Origin of the sequence: Olegusella massiliensis (assembly GCF_900078545.1) — a bacterium.
GTDB classification, from domain to species: domain Bacteria; phylum Actinomycetota; class Coriobacteriia; order Coriobacteriales; family Atopobiaceae; genus Olegusella; species Olegusella massiliensis.
The window spans coordinates 1,479,419-1,499,210 of sequence record NZ_FLLS01000002.1 but is presented as its reverse complement, the minus strand read 5'-3'; the positions used below and the strand labels follow the sequence as shown (position 1 = coordinate 1,499,210).

The following is a 19,792-nucleotide window of genomic DNA, read 5'->3' as shown; positions in this document are numbered from 1 at the left end:
ATGGGCAGATACGTACGACCAAACAAAATTTTTGTTTGTGCGCAGGCATGGTTTTGCTTACGCACAAGCACACTAACTTACTGGCGATAATAGCTCAGGAAGTCTGCCAGCTTGTCAACAGCTTCTTTGAGGGTCTCGATACGCGGCAGGTAAACGATGCGGAAGTGATCGGGTTCACTCCAGTTAAAACCAGTGCCCTGAACAATGAGCACTTTTTTGTCTTGGAGCAAATCGAGGGCAAATTGCTGGTCATCGGTAATATTAAAGCGCTCACGGTCAAGCTTGGGGAAAATATAGAAGGCTGCCCTAGGCTTCACCACGCTGATACCAGGAATATCTTTGAGCGCATTGTATACGTACTCGCGCTGCTCGTAGACACGGCCGCCTGGCTGGACATAGTCGCGCACCGACTGATGACCCCACAGCGCCGTCTGAACAATAGACTGTGCGGGCACATTAGAGCACAGACGCATGTTTGAAAGCATGTTGATGCCCAAAATATAGTCACGGGCAATGCGTTTGTTGCCAGACAGTACCATCCAGCCAATGCGATAGCCAGCAATCATGTGGGACTTGGAGAGGCCTGAGAAAGTCACACAAAACAGGTCAGGTGCGAGCGAGGCAATAGAGATGTGCTCACCCTCGCCTTCCATTACAAGACGATCGTAAATCTCGTCAGAAAAAATAATTAACTGGTGCTCACGAGCGATATCTACAATCTCTTGCAGCACCTCACGTGGGTAGAGTGCGCCGGTTGGATTATTGGGATTAATGATAACAATGGCTTTGGTAGCAGGCGTAATCTTGGAACGAATATCGTCTATATCGGGATACCAGTCTGCCTGCTCGTCACATAGATAATGTACAACCTTGCCACCGGCAAGCGTTGCGCAGGCAGTCCACAGCGGATAGTCTGGGCTTGGAATCAAAATCTCGTCACCATCATCAAGCAGCGCCGACATCGACAAATTGATAAGTTCAGAAACACCGTTGCCAGTATAGATATCGTGCATCGTGACGTTTGGTAGGTTCTTGACCTGCGAATACTGCATAATTGCCTTGCGCGCCGAAAAGAGACCCTTAGATGCTGAGTAGCCCTCACACTGGGTCAATTGCGCTGCCATGTCCAAAACAACCTCATCGGGAGTACGAAAACCAAACGTGGCGGGGTTTCCAATGTTGAGCTTGAGGATGTTCATGCCATCCTCTTCCATGCGGTTTGCCTCATCAACAACAGGGCCACGCACGTCGTACAACACGTTTTCGAGCTTGGCAGATTTATTGAAATGGCGCATAGGATGAACCTCCCGGTACACTTTTTTCTGTGAAGTAGAGCTGAACTTGTGACTACCATTTGACTGCTTGGTCGCAGATAAACCCGGTTTGAGGGGCGCAGTAGCGCCCGTGGTAGCTCGCGTACCAGACCGCTCGTCATCGGCTGCTCGGGCTACCGCTGCATGATCGCGAGCCGTCTGCTGCTGATTGGTACCTGCAAGCCAGTTTTCTTCAACGCCCAAAAGCTCTGCTAACGAGCTCAATGCGGCAGAGCGTGGCATAGTTTTGCCGCTAACATACTGGCTCAACTGGCTTTTGCCGAGCTTTACTCCCGATGCGGAGGCCAGATGCAACAAATCAACCTGCTTGAGGTCACGCTCCTCCATAATCTTGGCCAAACGCTCAGGAAAACCCTGGCTATCCATGTCTACTCCGCTCATTCCTGACGGTACCTGTCTTTACCGCTCGTCTCAATCCATCTTGCAGAGAAACACTACGTGTGAACTTTAAATACGAGCTCTCTTCATGCAAAAGTTCAAAGTTCAATTTTGTTCTCAAAGCGTTGAAAACATAATAGTTCAAAGTTCAAGATTTAAGTTCAGAATAATGTTCAATATAAAACTGACACAGTACATTTTTTATTCAAATAAGTCATGCGTTTTTCTTCCGCTTGTATCGAATAACATTTTTCCTGTTAATCGTGCTTTTCTATGAGAAAATATCAAAGTAATTCGCGCTATTTTTAAAAAAGACAAAATTGTCCTTGCATTTCTTTTGGCGCTAGGTAATAATAACTTCCGCTGAAGCGCGACGAAAGTCGTGCGGGGCAGATGGTGGGTGTAGCTCAGTTGGCCAGAGCGCCGGACCGTGGCTCCGGAGGTCGTGGGTTCGAGACCCACTACCCACCCCATTTTTGCGCTGTTAGCTCAGCTGGCCAGAGCAGGGGACTCTTAATCCCAAGGTCCAGGGTTCGAATCCCTGACGGCGCACCAGAATATGCAGGTCAGAGCTTTGGCTCTGACCTTTTTTATTATCCAATAACATGCAGTGACAGAAAAGTGACATACGCTTTTTCGCCTTGCCATCTGGCTTTATATCACCCATCTTGCGGAGAGAATGCTTGTACTCCCGCTTGCGAAAAACTACGAATTCAAATGGTAACAAAGTTTTTCTTGCATCTTTGCGCCTCGCTCATTATCCTTACTTTAGCATACTAAAGTTTAGTTAACTAAAGTGGCTGCACGAAAAGGATGTCCGGCTCACGCGACAGGGGGAATCAAGATGAGCATCCAAGATAAGCAAATCAATCGTAGGTCTTTTATCAAGGCAAGTGGTTTTGCTGCGAGCGCAGGTATTCTCAGCATGCTTGCCGCTTGTGGAAACAAGCCTACACCCACGGGATCAGCAGCGGGTAGTGCAGGTTCGGCAACAAAGAAGGGTTTTGAGCTTATCGTCGGCTTTGATGACGCCTTCCCACCCTACGGCTACCTTGACAAAGATGGCAACTACACGGGCTTTGACCTCGATCTCGCACAAGCCGTCTGCAAAAAGGAAGGTTGGACCTTTACACCCACCCCTATCAACTGGGATGCAAAAGATGCCATGCTCAACTCTGGTCAGATTAGCTGTATTTGGAACGGCTTTACCATCGAGAATCGCGAGAAGGACTATTCATTTACTGACGCATATATGGAAAACCGCCAGGTCATCGTTGTAAAGTCCGATTCAAACATCAAAGCGCTTGGCGACCTCAAGGATAAGCGTGTTATCACCCAAGCTGACTCGGCCGCCCTCGAGCTGCTCTCCGAGGGCGGAAGCCAAGCAGAACTTGGCAAGAGCTTTGGAAAACTCGATACCATCGGCGAGTACAACACCGCATTCATGTCCCTTGAACAGGGCACCTACGACGCTATTGCTGTTGACTATCCCGTCGCTGTCTTTAATATCGACGGCCGCTCAGAGTTCACCATTCTTGATGAATCTTTGAATTCCGAGCACTTTGGGATCGGCTGTGCAAAAAATGATGAAGGCAAGAAGCTCGCAGCTACCATCCAAGCAGATCTCCAAGCGCTCGATGTCGACGGCACCGTCAAAAAGATTTGTGAGAAGTATAGTAATCAGGGTGTTTCTTATGACCTCTGGTGTCTACCAAAGGCATAAGGTGCCACCAACAAGCTATGATTTTAAGACCGCGACTCGCACAGTCGCGGTCTGCTTTTGGGAAAGCAGTTCGAAAACAGTTCGCACATCAACCGTATGACAGGATGGCAGTATGGAAGTCTCTATCATGTTCCAAAAACTCATCGAGGGCTATGGCATCAGTCTCGAGATTTTCTTTGTCACCTTGATAGGAGCAACGCTTCTGGCCATCCCTGTCGCCTTGGGACGCCTCTCTCGCATCAAGCCGCTCGCATGGCTTATCAGCATCTATATCAGCCTGATGCGTGGCACACCTTTGATGTTGCAGATGTTCGCGGTCTTTTTTGCTCCGTATTACGTATTTGGTATCACCATGGGACCCGGTTACATGATGGTGGCCGTTCTTGCATCTTTTTTGATTAACTATGCCGCCTATTTTGCAGAAATCTATCGCTCGGGTATCCAGAGCATGCCGCGCGGCCAATATGAGGCAGCGAAAGCTTTGGGGTATTCGCGTAGTCAGACCTTCTTTCGCATCATCTTGCCTCAGGTGGTCAAACGTATCCTCCCTGCTATGGGAAATGAAATTGTGACTTTGGTCAAAGACACCTCACTGGCATTCTCCATTGGTGTCATCGAGATGTTTACCACAGGCAAGGCTCTCGTCGCTCGCGAGCACACGATGGTACCGTTTGTTATTGCAGCTGCAATTTATTGGATAACCTGTCTCATCATCGAAGCTCTGCTGCGCCGCGCCGAAAAAAAGCTTGCCTACTATCACGACTAAGCTCAGTTCAGCTACCTCACATAAGTCCTGCTTACGTACTTCAAAGTCCTGTTTTTCCCTACTCAATCCGTCAAGCAAAGCTAAGGAATCCGCAATGCTCAAAAAGAAGCCCCAACGCAAGCTTCCCACGCCCGATATTTCTTATTCCTCACTCGTCGGCCTACCAGCCGTCTACTTGCGAGGCGCCCGTAAGTCCTTTGGCGAACACGAGGTGCTGCACGATATCTCTCTGACGATTAACCGCGGAGAAGTACTGTCCATTATCGGTCCATCGGGCGCAGGTAAGTCCACCTTGCTGCGGTGCCTGACATTGCTGGATAGTTTTGACGCAGGCGAGCTATCCTACGACAGCATCGTGGTATGCAAGCCGCGCGGATCCGAGCTTGATTCTCGTGCCAAGAAGGACCCAAATCCCGAAGCAGGAGAGCATACTCTCGACATTCAACCTGCCATCTATGACAGAGCTGCTATGCAGCGCGCACGTATGCGCTTTGGCATTGTGTTTCAGGACTACAACCTCTTCCCCCACATGACAGTGCTGCAAAATGTGATGGATGCACCACTGGTAGTGCAAAAACGTAATCCAGCAGAAGTTAAAGAGCAGGCCTGTAAGCTACTTGAACGTCTCGATCTCACTGAGCATACAGACAAGGTTCCCTGTCAGCTCTCGGGCGGTCAGCAGCAGCGCGTTGCAATTGCACGTGCACTCTGCATGAAGCCTCGCGTGATTTTCTTTGACGAAGCAACCTCTGCCCTAGATCCTCGCCTGACCGATGATATGGTCAAGCTGATTCGCTCTCTGGCAGAAGAAGGCATGGCCGTCGGACTTGTTACTCATGAGATGAGTTTTGCGCGGGCTGCTTCCGATCGTGTCTGTCTGCTGCTAGATGGTCGCATTGTAGAAGAAGGAACGCCCAAGGAGGTATTTGATTATCCGAGCGATCCTCGCACCCGCGCGTTTCTTGCCTCCCCCACCAAAGAATAAATGGAGGCGCGGGGCATGTGCTCTACCCAGGGGATCCTTGCAAATTTTTGCAGCAAAGTCCCAACGCATTCCTAATCAAGCCCTCCAAATCGTTGCAACCTGAGGTTGCAACGGTTGAGCGCGCAGAGAGGAGGTTGGCAGCTGGTTTAGAACACAACTACCCAAATTGAGCTCGCGTGGCGGGGTCAGCAGCTAGTTGAGAGCGCAACGCCCAAAGCTACAAGAGCTGCTCGGCAATCTGCACGGCATTAGTGGCCGCACCCTTGCGAATTTGATCGCCACAAACCCAATACGTCAATGCATTCACACCGTCAGGTGCCGACAAATCACGACGAATACGGCCCACATAGATGAGGTCCTGATCGGATGTCTCAAGCGGCATAGGATATTTGGCAGCCGCCAAATCATCCACCACACGTACACCAGGCGCAGCTGTCAAAATCTCGCGCGCTTCATCTACCGAAATGGGACGCTCGAACTCTGCTGTGATTGACTCAGAATGCGAACGCATAACAGGGACACGCACACAGGTACAATTCACGCGTAACTCAGGCAAGTGCATAATCTTGCGGCCCTCGTAGAGCATCTTCATCTCTTCGCTGGTATAGCCTGCTTCCTTCTCAGAACCAATCTGAGGAATAAGGTTTGCCGCCAACTGATGTGCAAACGGGGCAGTATTGCCCACAGGCTCACCTGCGGCCACCGCCTCCATCTCACGCTCAAGCTCCTTCAAGCCGGGCATACCCGCACCAGATGCTGCTTGATAGGTCGAGACCACCATGCGCTTGAGACCCGCCTGCTGATGCAAAGGCCAGGTAGGCACAAGACCAATAATCGTGGCACAGTTGGGATTGGAGATAATACCTTTGTTGTTTTTAGCATCTGCTGCATTAATCTCAGAGATAACCAGTGGCACATCAGCATCCATACGGAAAGCATGGCTATTATCAACGCACACAGCACCGCGTTTTACCGCCTCAGGCAGCAATTCGCGCGCGATATCATCACCTGCAGCTCCCAGCACAATATCGACGCCCTCAAAGGCTTCAGGAGCCGCGAGAACGGCTGGGATCTGCTTGTCATGAAATACTACCGTACGTCCCACCGAACGCGCACTCGCAAGGGGCACCAAACGACTAACGGGAAAATCTCGCTCTTCCAAACACTTCAACATCTGTGTACCCACAACACCTGTGGCGCCCAGAATGGCAACAGTTTTTCCGCTCATACTCATAACTCCCGCCTAAACTTTTTCGTGTGCAGCAAAGCCGTCATACATCACGCGAATTGCACGCTCAAAATCATCGTTGTCCACACCGACAATAATCGAAATCTCCTGTGAGCTTTGGGTAATCAAACGAATATTGATTCCTGCCTTGCCCAATACGCCAAAGATAAGACCTGACGAGCCAGGGCGACGACGGAGATTGCGGCCCACAATGGAAATCAAAGCTAATTTGTCAGTGACCGTAATGTCATCAGGCGCCACCTCACGACGCAGATCGGTGATGATGGGGTAAATCTTGTCCTTTACATCGGCGCTATTCACCACAATGCCAAAGGAGTCAACACCTGTTGGCAAATGCTCTATCGAAACGCCGTAACGCTCAAATACTGATAAAGCAGAACGCACGATACCCACCTTGTCGGACATATGCGTCTTTTGGATATGTACTGCGGTAAAGTCCTTGCGACCGGCGATACCCGTAATGAGGTGCTCGACTTCGCGTTCTTCGGCCGTCTCACGGATAATTGTGCCTTTGCGGTCGGGCGAGTTGGTGTCTTTAATCTGGATGGGGATATTGGCCTCACGCACCGGAAAAATTGAATCTTCCTGCAGCACCGAGGCGCCCATGTAAGAAAGCTCGCGCATCTCATCAAAGGTAATACGATGAATTGCACGCGGCATATCAACAACATGTGGATCGGCAGACAAAAAGCCCGGCACATCTGTCCAGTTTTCATAGACGTTTGCTTCGAGACAGCGAGCAAGTACCGCACCGGTAATATCTCCACCACCACGCTGAAAGAGTTTGACCGTACCATCAACGGTACAACCATAAAAACCTGGCAGCAAAAAGCCACGAGGATTGCGCTGAGCTGCTTCTTTTACACGCATGGCCGTACGTTCAAAGTCCACCGTATTATCATGATGAAAAACAATGGTGTCCGAGGCGTCTACAAAAGGCAGCCCGAGATACTCAGCCATCAGCTGTCCGGTAAAAAATTCACCGCGACTCACAATATATTCAGGCGACAAAGAAGTCACCACCGAGGAGAACTCCTCGAACTTCTCAGCAACGGGATATCTGAGATCCAACGCCTTTGCAATCTCAACAAAGCGTTGCTCAATTTGCGAGAGCAGCGGCTGAGCATCCACATGGTATTGGATATGGGCGTTGGCAAGTAGCAACAAATCGGTGATTTTATTGTCGTCAGAAAAACGTTTACCCGCTGCCGATACCACCACAAAACGGCGATCTGGATCAGCTTGGATAATGCTTTTTACCTTGCGAAACTGCTCGGCACTTGCAACCGAGGACCCGCCAAATTTTGCAACCTTAATCATGAACTAGGCGTCCTTCCTAGGGCGCAAAAAAATGAGCGCCTCGGGGTCAATCTCGCGAGCCTTCGCCAAAAGCTCGCTTGCACAAACAGGGTTGATATCTTTGATAAGCCAAGCATCGGCACCATAGGCCTTCCAGCCTTCTTTTGCCGCCATAGTAGCTGCGCCACCACAGCGCAATACATAATCGCCCAACAGAAGATCTACGTCAAAACTCATTTTTTCGCAAAGGGCAAAGTTGGGACGCTCCCCTGCCATGTAGTCGAGGATATCCTGCACCATAGCGTTGCCCGTAGGCAAGGAGCCAGCTCCTTGACCATAGAATTTGAGTTCACCTACCGTGGTACCAGTAAGCGAAAGAATATTAAAGTTAGCAGGAACATTGGCCTCGGTTGCCGTCTGGGGTAGTGCTACAGGCTCGACAACAGCGGCATAGCGCTGCCCTTTGCGTACTGCTCGACCCATCAATTTGACGCGACGACCATGGACGGCAAAAAGTGCCACGTCACTGCTTTTGAGCGAACGAATACCTGTCGTGCAGACCTGCTCGGCAGAACAAAATGCATCAAAGGCGGTCAGGCAAGAAATAATAATTTTATTGCGAACATCAATACCATCAATATCTGCGGAAGGATCTGCTTCTGCATAACCTAAACGTTGCGCTTCGGCGAGCACCTCATCAAAGCTGGCGTCTCCCTCCTCAAGAGAAGTCAGCAGATAATTGGTTGTGCCATTCATAATCCCTGATACAGCAGAAATCTCATCAACGCGACGAGCATTGCGAATAGAGGATAACCATGGCACGCCACCACCTACCGCAGCCTCGCACAGGAGGGGCACGCCTGTAGTTTGCGCCAGCTCCACAAACTCTTTTAAATGCGCAGCCACAACAGCTTTGTTGGAAGTCACCACAGGTTTTCCCGCCTTGAGCGCGGCTGCGATAAAGCTATGCGCAGGCTCGATGCCACCCATGCATTCCAAGACCATCTCCACCTTGTCATCTGCCAAAATCTCCTCATAATTGGAGGTCATGCGCGGATCAGTGAGGTGGTTGGGTAGCTCAAGAATGCGCGTTACCCTGATATCGGGAAGATTTTTACAAATCTTGTCAACACCTTTACCTACGGTGCCATACCCTAAAAGAGCGATGTTCATCTCGATCCTATCTTTCGTTTATGTTTACGCTTTCGCATAAGCATGTTTGCAGTTCTATGATAGCTACAAGGCACAGACCCACGAAGAGCTAGGAGCCCATCTTGGCACGTTTGTATCACAGCACACGCTCCATTGAGCCCTCTGTAACAAGTAAGCAAGCTATTCTTGCCGGAATTGCTCCCGATGGGGGTCTGTATGTCTCAGATTCCCTTAATAATCTCAAAATTGACCTTGCGGCGGCATGTACTGAGGACTATCACGCCCTCGCTTGTCGTGTGTTGGGCTTGTTGCTTCCCGATTTTAGTAAAGAAGAAATTGCAGATTGTGTGGAGGCGGCTTACGGCAAGCGTTTTGACACGCCCCTCATTACTCCGCTTGTACCTGTAGGCGATGTGTGGATGTTAGAACTCTGGCATGGTCCCACCTGCGCCTTTAAAGATGTAGCACTGCAGATACTACCTCGGCTCATGTCAGTCGCACGCAAAGATGCCCAGGATGACAAGCAGATCATGATTGTGACAGCAACCTCAGGAGATACGGGCAAGGCAGCTCTTGAGGGTTTTGCGGATGTAGCTGGCACAGGAGTTGCCGTCTTTTATCCCAAAGGTGGCGTATCCGATGTACAGCGCCTGCAAATGGTTACACAGCGTGGTTGCAACGTGGCCGTCTGTGGAATACACGGCAACTTTGATGATGCTCAGACCGAAGTCAAGCATATCTTTGCCGATCACAAGCTTGCCGAGCGCTTATCCCAGAAAAACATCGCCCTATCCAGCGCAAACTCCATCAATATAGGTCGCCTGGTACCTCAGGTGGTCTATTACTTCTCAGCATACAAGCAACTCATTGACAAGGCAGTCATTCAGCTCGGTGATGATGTGGAGTTCTGTGTGCCTACGGGCAATTTTGGTGATGTACTTGCGGGCTATTATGCCAAGCTTTTGGGGCTTCCCATATCGCGTCTTATCGTAGCGTCCAACATTAACGATGTGCTTTTTGATTTCATCTCAACCGGTCGCTATAACCGCCTGCGTCCCTTTGAAAAAAGCCTCTCACCTTCGATGGATATCCTTGTATCCTCCAACCTTGAGCGTCTGCTTTATTACCTATCTGAAGGAGACACCCAACTCGTATCTGAGCTCATGGACCGCCTGGAGCAAGAGGGATCCTATGAGCTGCCCGAGGCTCTGCTTTGCCGCCTCCGCGAGCTTTTTGCCTGCGGTCGCGCCACAGATGAACAGACGCAAGCAACCATACGTGATATTTGGGAAGAATCTCAGGTACTCTTGGATACACATACTGCTGTTGCTATGCATGTACTTCGCGAGCAAACGCAAAGCAAAGGCATTCCTCGCGTTTGTCTTTCCACCGCTAATCCCTATAAGTTTTCTGCCTCCGTTCTTGAGGCGCTGGGGCAAAGCACCGAGGGCTTGGATGGGTTTGAATGCATGCAAGCCTTACAAAAATTTACGGGCATGCCTGCGCCACACCAACTACTCGAACTCAAACAACTACCTGAACGCCATCTTGACCTCTGTAAGCGCGAGCAGATGAACAGCTACATCGAGCACACGGCAGAAAGGTTGTTATTATGAGCGAACCTCGCGTGCTAAAAATCCAAGTCCCTGCAACTTCGGCCAATGTGGGTGTTGGCTTTGACTGCCTGGGCCTTGCACTCGATATGATGGCGACGTTTAGCTTTGTGCCTAGCACCGACGGTCAGCTGCATATCAAAGGTTGCGAACCTCGTTTTTGTGGAGCCGATAATCTGGTGTGGACCTCATACTGCCATACCTGTTCTGAGCTCGGAATTATCGAAGAATTGCTCAACATCACTATCGACTCCCCCATTCCTCTAGCGGGGGGCCTCGGTTCGAGTTCTGCTTGTATTGTGGCTGGTATTGCTGCCGCCTATGCACTGTCGGGCGTCAGTTTAGATCGCGAGCGCATCATTCAGATGGCAAGTTCGTTAGAAGGACATCCCGACAATGTTGCCCCTGCCGTTTTGGGAGGCTTGGTTTGCTCCTTTAGCAATGCAGGACGTGTGTGGACTCAACGTTTTGACGTTGCTGATAACCTACGCTTTATTGCCATTGTGCCGCCTTACGAGGTACGTACCGCTGCGGCACGGCGCGTGCTGCCAGCGGAGGTACCCATCACAACCGCTGTATGGCAGACGGGTCGTTGTGTTGCTATGGTACGCGCACTTGAGACGGGCGATGCGGAGCTCCTTGCCGCCTGCGCACATGATAAGCTGCACGAGCCCTATCGTGCGCGCTTGATTCCTGATTACGAAGCCTTGCGCTCGGCAGCACTGAGTTCAGGAGCTTCAGCTTTTGTCATTTCGGGTTCAGGCGCAACCATGCTTGCCATCTGCAAAAACGAGCAGAAAGCTGCTGGAGTCAGACGCACGCTTGTCACCATGGAAAGCGTTTCTGCCGCAGAAGGAGCATGTCGCGGCCTGCAAATCGAAACTCTACAAGCCTGCAAAACCGGTTTAGAAATTCTTGCGAGCTAGCCTACAGGCCATCGTTTCTACTGCCGTATGCCCCTGCGGACGGCTCACAAGGCAGCTTATATTGATGCTTGCCTGCACACTGACAGGCAAGCAGGCTAATTGCCAAGTTGCTTCTTGAGCATAATGGAAAGTATCGTCTCATCGGTATGCTGCATGCCTTCGCGCACAAAGGTACCGATGTTGCAAATAGTATCCTCGACATTATCAAAGACAATGCCATCCAAGCTCGAAGGCGAAATATCCGCCAAAGCCAAAGCAGAGCAATGGAGCGCAGCGTTGGTACCTGCCGCAATCTTGAGCGCGCAGGTAGCCTTGGCACCATCGCAAATCATACCTTGAAGCATAGCAATCATATTGTTAGCCGCTGCTTCAAGCTGAGATTCGGTACCACCTTGCAAGTAGGTCATACCACAGCAAGCACCTGTACCACCAGCAATTCCCGAGCCACAAAGTGGAGATAACCTGCCCATATACTCCTTAAGATGACATACCACCAGCCCAGAAATCGCAAGCGCACGCGATAGCTTCTCGTCACTGGAGCCCAACTCACGCGCCAGTTCAATGACCGGCACCGTACAAGCAATACCTTGATTGCCTGACCCTGCTACTGTCATGACCGAGAGCTGACAACCAGCCATACGCGCATCGCTGCCTGCAGCCGTTGCTGCCATGATACGCAGGGCAATATTGTTAAGGAGCATTGAGCTCGCACCACTTGTACCTGAGGCAATCTTTTCGCCCACACGTAGACCATAGCCACCCGACAGGCCTTCTTTACTCACCGCCATATTCAACGAAACACAGTCGAGCAAAAAAGCAATATCGGCGGCATCAACACTTGTAGCAAAGTCATAGATATTCTTGATAGTGAGACCCGTACCCGCATCAGAAGCACTACTAACGCTCAGAGGCTTATCGCAAATCACCTTACCGTAGTGCTCGATGCGTACCACATTGGTATGATCGCGCGCCACAACCGCACGGCTTGTCTCACCTGTCACAGATTTGAGCTGTGCCTCGATATAGAGTTGCTCGTCGGTAGCTTTTTGCTCTATCTGAATACGTTTTTTGGCAACCATCTGACGTGCAAGCTCCAACTGTTCGGGAGCAAAATTGGCCAGAACTTCTAGGTGCGCAGCAGAACGTCGCACAACCGCACCCAATGCGGCAGCAATTTCAATACCCACAGCACCAGTACCAGGGATGCCAACACCCAAGGCATTTTTGATGATGTTGGCAGAAAGCAGCAAGTGAATTTCTTTGATGTCTGCAGGATCGCAGCTCAGCTGCTCAGATGCAACCGATACAGCAAACGCAACGGCAATAGGCTCGGTGCAGCCCTGAGCGGGTATGACCTCTTTTTTGAGCAAACCGAGAAAGTCGGGCAAAGCCTGCGTTGTCATCATTTCTCCTACTCTCCTGTCTCCCCATCTCCTTCGAGAAAACCACCCGTCTGTCGTGACCACAAACCAGCATACTCGCCATCAGCGGCTATAAGCTCGGCGTGTGTACCGTCTTCTACAATTTTGCCGTCAGCAAGCACAACTATGCGATCAAGGGCAGCAACTGTGGACAAACGGTGGGCAACAACGATTGCGCTCCGTCCGCGCATAAGGTTTTCCAACGCTCCTTGCACCAACGCCTCGCTCTCGGAGTCCAGCGCAGACGTGGCCTCATCAAGCACCAAGATAGGAGCATCAACCAAAATTGCACGTGCTATAGCCACACGCTGACGTTGACCGCCCGAAAGTTTTGCTCCGCGCTCGCCCACCATAGTATCGAGACCCTGAGGCAGACGCTCAATAAACTCCATCGCATTGGCCTGTTCGGCAGCTTGACGAATTTCTTCATCACTTGCATCAGGCTTGCCATAAGCAATATTGTCCCTCACACTTCGGTGAAACAATAAGGGTTCTTGAGGTACATACGCAAGCTGTGAGCGCAAACTTTGCTGGGTGCAATGAGAGACGTCTTGCCCATCTATCAGCACCTGACCTTCCTGCACATCATCTAGTCGCAGCAACAATTTGGTCAAAGTCGTCTTTCCTGAGCCAGAACGGCCCACCAAGCCAACGCGCTGTCCTGCAGGAATATGCAGTGACAGGTCTGTAAAGACCTTCTCTTTTGCTGGCGCATCAGGATAGGCAAAGCCAATATGGCTAAAGTCGATGGCGCCCTGACTCACCTTGAGAGGGAGTGCATCCTCATCGTCTGCAACCAGCAACGGCTCATCGAGCACCCGTGTCATTTCGGCCGCATCGCCCAAAGAAGTATTGATGCGTGTCATCATCGAATTGAAGTAGTTCACGCGCATGGTGAGGTTGTAGGTATAGGTAAAAATCATCACCAGAGTACCGGCAGAAATGCCAAACCAAGCATTACCGCCAGCTACAAAAATCGAAGCAATGGTCATGATGACCGTAATCAAGGCGCTGGTAGTAAAGCCGCGGGCAAGCATAGCGTGCATGGTTGCTGTCTGAGCTTTACGTGCATCCCTATCAGCTGCAACAAAAAGCTCGTATTCATAGTCCTCACGACCGCTTGTTTTGACGGCAAGAATATTGGTTACTGCGTCAGAAAGCACCCCAGACAGGCGGTTTTGTGCAGAGGAGCTTGCTTCAGAGAGTGGCAAAATTTTTTTATAAAGCTTGTAAGCAATGCTGACATAAATGACAAGCGCAATAAAGAGAATAGCCACGTAGAGAGGCACCTGTGGCGCAAGCATCACGATAGTGCAGATGATAGACGCAACTGTTGGAATAAGCGAATACACCACCACATCAACGAGCCCCGTATAACCCGAGGTAAAACGACTCGTCTGACTCACCAATGCTCCACCAAAACGCCCGTTGTGAAACGTCATCGACTGATTGGAAAGCGTATCAAAACACAGGCGTGAAAGCCGATAATTGCCATTGATTTCAAGTTTATAGACACTGTAATCTTGCAACTTTGAAAGCACCTGGCCCACAGCATTAACAAGTATCAAAGCAATAATATATGGTCCGAAAACCTGCCATACCTGATCTGGCGCTACCTGACCTTGCTGTACGCGATCAACTATCAAACCCATCACATAGGTGTTAATAAAGGTTAGAAGCACGATATAACCTGCAGAAGAGAGCACCGAAAGAGCCGTGACACCAGGCATCTTCTTGGTGACATCCCAGAAGCGCTGTAAGGTGCGACGCGTAGTCGTAGGGTCAAGTTTGCCCTGCTTGCGTTGTGACATACAAAAAATTCCCCTCAACAAAGTGTCTGTCAAGGGAAATCCTACCCATTTATTGCAAACTCTAGCAGCGCAAACAAAACCGAGCTGCGCAAACAAACTTAAGCGGTCTGCTTAAACTCTAGTAGTACAGAGCGTCAGCTTGCCTAACCACCCAGATAGGCTTTGCGCACACGGTCGTCTGCCGCAAGCTCAGAAGCAGGACCATCCATCGCAATATGGCCTGTCTCAAGAACATAGGCACGATCAGCAACAGAAAGTGCCATCTGAGCGTTCTGCTCAACCAAAAGCACGGTAGTCCCCTCGTCGTGCAAACGGCGAATAATATTGAAAATCTCCTGCACGAGAATAGGTGCCAAACCCATCGAAGGCTCGTCGAGCATGAGTAGGCGCGGACGGCTCATCATGGCGCGTCCCATGGCAACCATCTGCTGCTCACCACCCGAAAGCGTACCGGCAATTTGACGACGACGCTCTTTCAAACGTGGAAAAAGAGCAAAGACGCGCTCCATATCGTCGGCGACTTCGTTTTTGGGACGCGTATAGCCACCCATCTCGAGGTTTTCTTCTACGCTCATAGCCTGGAAAAGAGACCTACCCTCAGGACACAATGCCAAACCCTTGGGCACTAAATCATTTGCTGGAACGCTAGCTATGGACTCCCCTGCAAATTCAATCTCACCCGCACGTGGCACCATCAAACCCGAAACCGTCTTGAGTGTCGTGGATTTGCCTGCACCATTAGCGCCAATCAGGGTAACAACTTCACCTTCCTCAACGTCAAAGGAGATACCTTTGATGGCATGGATCGAGCCATAGTACACATGCATATCTCGCACGGAAAGCAATGCCATAGCTTAGGCCTCCTTCTCTGCAGAGGCATCGGCTTGAGAACCCAGATAAGCCTCGATAACCTCGGGATTGTTTTGAATCTCGTCGGGCGTACCTTTGGCAATAATCTTGCCGTAGTTCAAAACAGCAATGCCTTCGCAGATGCCCATAACAAGGTCCATGTCGTGCTCAATCAACATAATGGCAATCTGGAACTCATCGCGAATCTTGAGAATACTGTCCATTAAGTCAGAGGTCTCGGAGGGATTCATGCCTGCCGCAGGCTCGTCAAGTAACAACAGCTTGGGCTCGGTTGCAAGAGCGCGGACTATCTCAAGACGACGTTGAGCGCCATAGGGCAAAGAACCCGCAGAGACTTGAGCAAGATCGGCCATATCAAACACGTCAAGCAGTTCAAGGGCGCGCTTATGGAAGGCCTTTTCGCTCTTGAAAAACTGTGGGGTACGGAAGATGCCGTTGAGCATTGAACACTTCACCTGATTGTGCAGACCAATACGCACGTTATCCTCAACCGATAGGTTGGAAAAGAGGCGAATGTTTTGGAAGGTACGAGCAATGCCCGCCTGATTGACCTTAGGAACACTCATATTATTGAGATCTTGACCATCCAACAAAATCGTACCTCGTGTGGGCTGGTAGACCTTGGTCAGCAAGTTAAAGATGGTCGTTTTACCTGCGCCGTTAGGACCAATAAGGCCCGCAATTTCAGTACGGCCTACAGCAATATCAAAATCCTCAACAGCATGCAGGCCGCCAAAATCAATGCCCAAATGACGGCATTCAAGGATGGGCTCTTTACCAAGGTCGCGCTCGGGCACAATAGAGGTTGAAGGCAAAGGTACCATCTTGGTGGTAACACGACGCGCTTTGATACCAGAGCGTTGGCCCTTAGGAGCCGACACAGCCTGCTTTTCTTCCTTAGTCATTGGCGCCATCCTCCTTTGCGCTCGCAGCACCAGCCCCTGCAACAGCTACCTGAGGAGCAGCCTTCTTTTTGCGGCTCTTTTTGAAATTATTTTTGAACCTACGCAATACCATACGTGCCTGCTCGTTGTTGGAGATAAGCATAACGGCAATCAGCACGATAGAGTAAATCAGCATGCGATAGGTAGACAGGAAACGCAGGGCTTCGGGAAGCACAGTCAGCACTGCTGCTGCAATCATGCCACCACGGATATTGCCAATACCGCCCAAGACAACAAACACCAACACCATAATGGAATTGTTGAAATCAAATTTGCTGGGGATAAAGCTCGAGTAGTTCAGACCATAGAGTGCACCTGCCATACCAGCAAGCACTGCCGAAACCACGAAAGCCATCATACGGTACTTCATCGAATTGATACCACAGGCTTCAGCTGCAATACGATTGTCACGAACAGCAAGAATGGCGCGACCAGAACGGCTATTAATGAGATTCAGTGCTACAAAAAGGCAAAATAGCACCAACAAGATACCCACAGTAAAGTTTGCAATCGTAGTAACGCCAACTGCACCTTTAGGGCCTGCAAGCAAAACTTTGCCTGCCTGAGACATATGCAGGGAACTTTCACTATTCATGCTGAGATGCAAACCACTCTCGTCCATCCCCACATAAAGATTGTTCAAGATATTCTTGATAATCTCGCCAAAGGCTAGGGTAACAATGGCCAGATAGTCGCCATGTAGGCGCATAACCGGAATAGAAATCAAAAAACCCATCACACCAGCAAGCAATCCACCGACAAGCATCGAGATGACAAGAATTGCTGGCTCATTTGCTGCCACGGCCCCCACAAGAGCAGCCGCAACTACGCCAGAAAAGGCACCGATACTCATAAATCCTGCATGTCCCAGCGAAAGCTCACCAGAAATACCCACGACAAGATTGAGTGAAATTGCCATACAGACATACGCACAGATGGGCACCAGCTGACCTTGGAGCGAATAAGAGAGGATATGCGTTGCAATCAAAATCTCACAGACCACAAAGAACAGCACGACAACACCATAGGTAGTGAGAGTTGAACGCAAAGATCGCGACATTTTGTATTCCATAGGGCTACACCTTCTCGTTCACAGGCTTGCCCAAAAGGCCAGCAGGTCGAACCAACAGCACAATAATCAATACACCAAAAACGATAGCGTCAGTAAACTTAGTAGAGACGTAGGTACGAGCAAACATCTCGATAACACCCAAAATAAGGCCACCCAAAAACGCTCCGGGAATCGAGCCGATACCACCAATAACGGCAGCAATAAAGGCCTTGATACCAGGCATGGAACCCGTCATGTAATACAGCGTAGGATAAGACGAGCACAGCAAAATGCCAGCTACTGCAGCCAAGCCAGAGCCAATAGCAAAGGTGAGCGAGATGGTTTTATTCACATTGATGCCCATAAGCTGAGCGGCACCCTTATCTTCGGAAACCGCACGCATCGCTTTGCCCATTTTGCCCCGTTGAGTAAAGAGCGTCAACGCAACAGCAACAATAGCGCAGACCACAATGGAAACCAGTGCGGTGGACTTGATAGTAAGGCTGCCAATTTGCAAGGGGCCAAAAGGTATGACTGACTTGAACACCTTAGGATTGGAACCAAAGAGCAACAGCGCGCCATTTTCCAAAAAATAAGATACGCCAATAGCAGTAATCAGCACGTCAAGCGAAGGAGCACTGCGCAGCGGCTTGTACGCAAGACGCTCGATAACAATGCCAAGTAGCGTGCAGCCTACAATGGAAATGAGTACTGCCAGCAGTGGCGGCAGTCCAAACAAACCCATCATAAAAAAGCAAATATAGGCTCCAACCATAATAATGTCGCCGTGTGCAAAGTTCAGCATACGCGCGATACCATAGACCATGGTATAGCCCAGAGCAATAACGGCATAAATACTGCCAAGCGACAGTCCATTTATAAGGGTGGACAAAAATTGCATCTAACGCGCCCCTTCTCCCTCGCAGCTAACAGCAGGGCGGAGGTGGCAATAGCCGCCTCCGTCCTGTCCTTGCAATCAATATCGGACTTTAGGCAACTACCTGGTATTTGCCATCCTTAATGACATAGCACTGAGGAATCTTGGAGACGGTACCATCCTCACTCCAAGTCATATCGGTACCAGTCAGACCGCTAAACTTAAAGTCTTTTGCCGTAAAGCATGCAACAAGTTTATCGCAGATATCAGATGCAGACATGTCCGACGTAACGCCAGATGTCTCAATGGCCTGCTTAATTGCAAAAACACAGTCATAGGCATCTGCAGCAAACTGATTAGGCTTAACACCATCAGAGAGTTTGGAGAAGGCATCGACGAACTTTTGCGTGTTTTCGTCTTCAGTGTCTGCAGTGAAAGGCGTAATGAGGTAGAGGCCTTCGGCAACGCTGGCGTCAAAACCATCTTGCTGCAAAATGCCGTCCATACCATCCATGCCAACAAAGGTAAATTCGTAGCCATTATCTTTTGCCTGCTGAAGCACCAGGCCACCCTGCTGATAATAGAAGGGCATGACAACAACGTCTGCACCTGCATCCTTAAACTTACCCAACTGAGACGTAAAGTCAGTATTGTTGTTGGAGTCAAAAGACTCGTCAGCAACAATCGAAAGTCCTTTATTTTTTGCTTCCTCAACAAAACCATCGTGCAAGCCAGTGGAGTAGGTATCACCCTGATCGTGCAAAATGGCAATCTTGGTGCCAAGCTTTTTTTGGGCAACCATATCTGCAGAAATCTTGCCCTGGTTGGGGTCGGTAAAGCACATCTGGAATACATTGGACTTGCGACTTGATCCCTCACCAATAACGTCGACAGAAGATGCGGAAGGCGTCAGTTCAAAGATATTATCCTTGTTTGTCTTGTCGGAAACTGCCACGCAAGGAGCGGTGGTCGTAGTACCAACAAGAATCTGAAGACCCCAATCCTTGAGATTGTTGTACGCATTGACTGAAGTCTCGGCAACGTGTGTATCATCCTGACAGTTATAGGAGAAGGTCACATCACCGGCAGCTTTGTTGATTTCGTTTACGGCAACCTGCGCACCCCAGTCCGTAGCAGTGCCATAAATTGCAGCTGCACCAGTCAAAGGACCGATACCGCCAACCTTAAACGAACTCTTGGGTCCATCAATTTGACTCTTTGCCTTTTCGCCTGAATCCCCAGAGCCAGCGCTACCAGAGTTACCGCAACCAGCTAGAGCTAGACCAGCAGTAGCAATACCAATGGTGCCCAGAAAGTTCCGGCGCGTCAGATTCGTCTTCATAATCAGTCCTCCTTCTGTTGAACTTTCTCAAATTACGTAGGGCTCCTCCCT

General features: G+C 50.0%; 16 protein-coding genes and 2 tRNA genes. 7 read left to right on the top strand and 11 right to left on the bottom strand.

From position 1 onward, the window contains the following. Positions 1-77: 77 nt before the first annotated feature. Positions 78-1,715, bottom strand: a complete 1,638-nt coding sequence (locus tag BN4314_RS06815; RefSeq protein ID WP_269746752.1) for an aminotransferase class I/II-fold pyridoxal phosphate-dependent enzyme — start codon at positions 1,713-1,715, stop codon at positions 78-80. Between the two features lie 393 nt (positions 1,716-2,108). Between BN4314_RS06815 and BN4314_RS06810 the strand changes: the two genes are divergently transcribed. The 5 genes from BN4314_RS06810 to BN4314_RS06790 all read left to right on the top strand — a co-directional run bounded on the left by BN4314_RS06810 (position 2,109) and on the right by BN4314_RS06790 (position 5,186). After that, positions 2,109-2,185, top strand: a tRNA-His gene (locus BN4314_RS06810). A gap of 5 nt (positions 2,186-2,190) precedes the next feature. Beyond that, a tRNA-Lys gene (locus BN4314_RS06805) sits at positions 2,191-2,267 on the top strand. A 289-nt stretch (positions 2,268-2,556) separates the two neighbouring features. After that, positions 2,557-3,435 (top strand): transporter substrate-binding domain-containing protein, encoded by an 879-nt coding sequence (locus tag BN4314_RS06800; protein ID WP_068540458.1) that lies wholly within the window; start codon positions 2,557-2,559, stop codon positions 3,433-3,435. Between the two features lie 112 nt (positions 3,436-3,547). Beyond that, positions 3,548-4,201, top strand: a complete 654-nt coding sequence (locus tag BN4314_RS06795) for an amino acid ABC transporter permease (RefSeq protein WP_021735387.1) — start codon at positions 3,548-3,550, stop codon at positions 4,199-4,201. A gap of 94 nt (positions 4,202-4,295) precedes the next feature. Continuing rightward, positions 4,296-5,186: an amino acid ABC transporter ATP-binding protein gene (locus BN4314_RS06790; RefSeq protein ID WP_082911212.1), complete on the top strand. Its 891-nt coding sequence runs from the start codon at positions 4,296-4,298 to the stop codon at positions 5,184-5,186. 217 nt (positions 5,187-5,403) lie between these two features. Here BN4314_RS06790 and BN4314_RS06785 read toward each other — a convergent pair whose 3' ends face one another. From BN4314_RS06785 to BN4314_RS06775, 3 genes are read right to left on the bottom strand one after another with little or no spacing between them, the layout of a single operon-like run. Continuing rightward, positions 5,404-6,414 (bottom strand): aspartate-semialdehyde dehydrogenase, encoded by a 1,011-nt coding sequence (locus BN4314_RS06785; RefSeq protein WP_068540456.1) that lies wholly within the window; start codon positions 6,412-6,414, stop codon positions 5,404-5,406. 15 nt (positions 6,415-6,429) lie between these two features. Continuing rightward, complete coding sequence (locus tag BN4314_RS06780) at positions 6,430-7,755, bottom strand: aspartate kinase (RefSeq protein WP_068540454.1); 1,326 nt, start codon at positions 7,753-7,755, stop codon at positions 6,430-6,432. 3 nt (positions 7,756-7,758) lie between these two features. Beyond that, positions 7,759-8,907, bottom strand: a complete 1,149-nt coding sequence (locus BN4314_RS06775; RefSeq protein ID WP_068540452.1) for a homoserine dehydrogenase — start codon at positions 8,905-8,907, stop codon at positions 7,759-7,761. 101 nt (positions 8,908-9,008) lie between these two features. On the opposite strand from BN4314_RS06775, the gene thrC reads away from it, so the two are divergent. Next, on the top strand, positions 9,009-10,502 hold the full coding sequence (gene thrC / locus BN4314_RS06770; protein WP_068540450.1) for a threonine synthase: 1,494 nt from the start codon (positions 9,009-9,011) through the stop codon (positions 10,500-10,502). Next, on the top strand, positions 10,499-11,425 hold the full coding sequence (gene thrB / locus BN4314_RS06765) for a homoserine kinase (protein ID WP_021735322.1): 927 nt from the start codon (positions 10,499-10,501) through the stop codon (positions 11,423-11,425). The genes thrC and thrB overlap by 4 nt, the downstream gene beginning before the upstream one ends. Before the next feature lie 95 nt (positions 11,426-11,520). Here thrB and BN4314_RS06760 read toward each other — a convergent pair whose 3' ends face one another. The 7 genes from BN4314_RS06760 to BN4314_RS06730 form a co-directional block, all read right to left on the bottom strand. After that, positions 11,521-12,828: an L-cysteine desulfidase family protein gene (locus BN4314_RS06760; protein WP_068540448.1), complete on the bottom strand. Its 1,308-nt coding sequence runs from the start codon at positions 12,826-12,828 to the stop codon at positions 11,521-11,523. Between the two features lie 8 nt (positions 12,829-12,836). Then, the gene (locus tag BN4314_RS06755) at positions 12,837-14,657 is read right to left on the bottom strand and encodes an ABC transporter ATP-binding protein (protein ID WP_068540446.1); all 1,821 of its coding nucleotides are present in this window, start codon (positions 14,655-14,657) and stop codon (positions 12,837-12,839) included. Positions 14,658-14,800: 143 nt separating this feature from the next. After that, positions 14,801-15,508 (bottom strand): ABC transporter ATP-binding protein, encoded by a 708-nt coding sequence (locus tag BN4314_RS06750; protein ID WP_187369557.1) that lies wholly within the window; start codon positions 15,506-15,508, stop codon positions 14,801-14,803. A 3-nt stretch (positions 15,509-15,511) separates the two neighbouring features. Beyond that, positions 15,512-16,351 (bottom strand): ABC transporter ATP-binding protein, encoded by an 840-nt coding sequence (locus BN4314_RS06745; protein ID WP_068540899.1) that lies wholly within the window; start codon positions 16,349-16,351, stop codon positions 15,512-15,514. 73 nt (positions 16,352-16,424) lie between these two features. Next, complete coding sequence (locus BN4314_RS06740; RefSeq protein WP_082911210.1) at positions 16,425-17,543, bottom strand: branched-chain amino acid ABC transporter permease; 1,119 nt, start codon at positions 17,541-17,543, stop codon at positions 16,425-16,427. A gap of 4 nt (positions 17,544-17,547) precedes the next feature. Then, positions 17,548-18,423: a branched-chain amino acid ABC transporter permease gene (locus tag BN4314_RS06735; RefSeq protein WP_068540444.1), complete on the bottom strand. Its 876-nt coding sequence runs from the start codon at positions 18,421-18,423 to the stop codon at positions 17,548-17,550. Between the two features lie 88 nt (positions 18,424-18,511). Continuing rightward, on the bottom strand, positions 18,512-19,741 hold the full coding sequence (locus tag BN4314_RS06730) for an ABC transporter substrate-binding protein (RefSeq protein ID WP_068540442.1): 1,230 nt from the start codon (positions 19,739-19,741) through the stop codon (positions 18,512-18,514). Positions 19,742-19,792 lie beyond the last annotated feature (51 nt).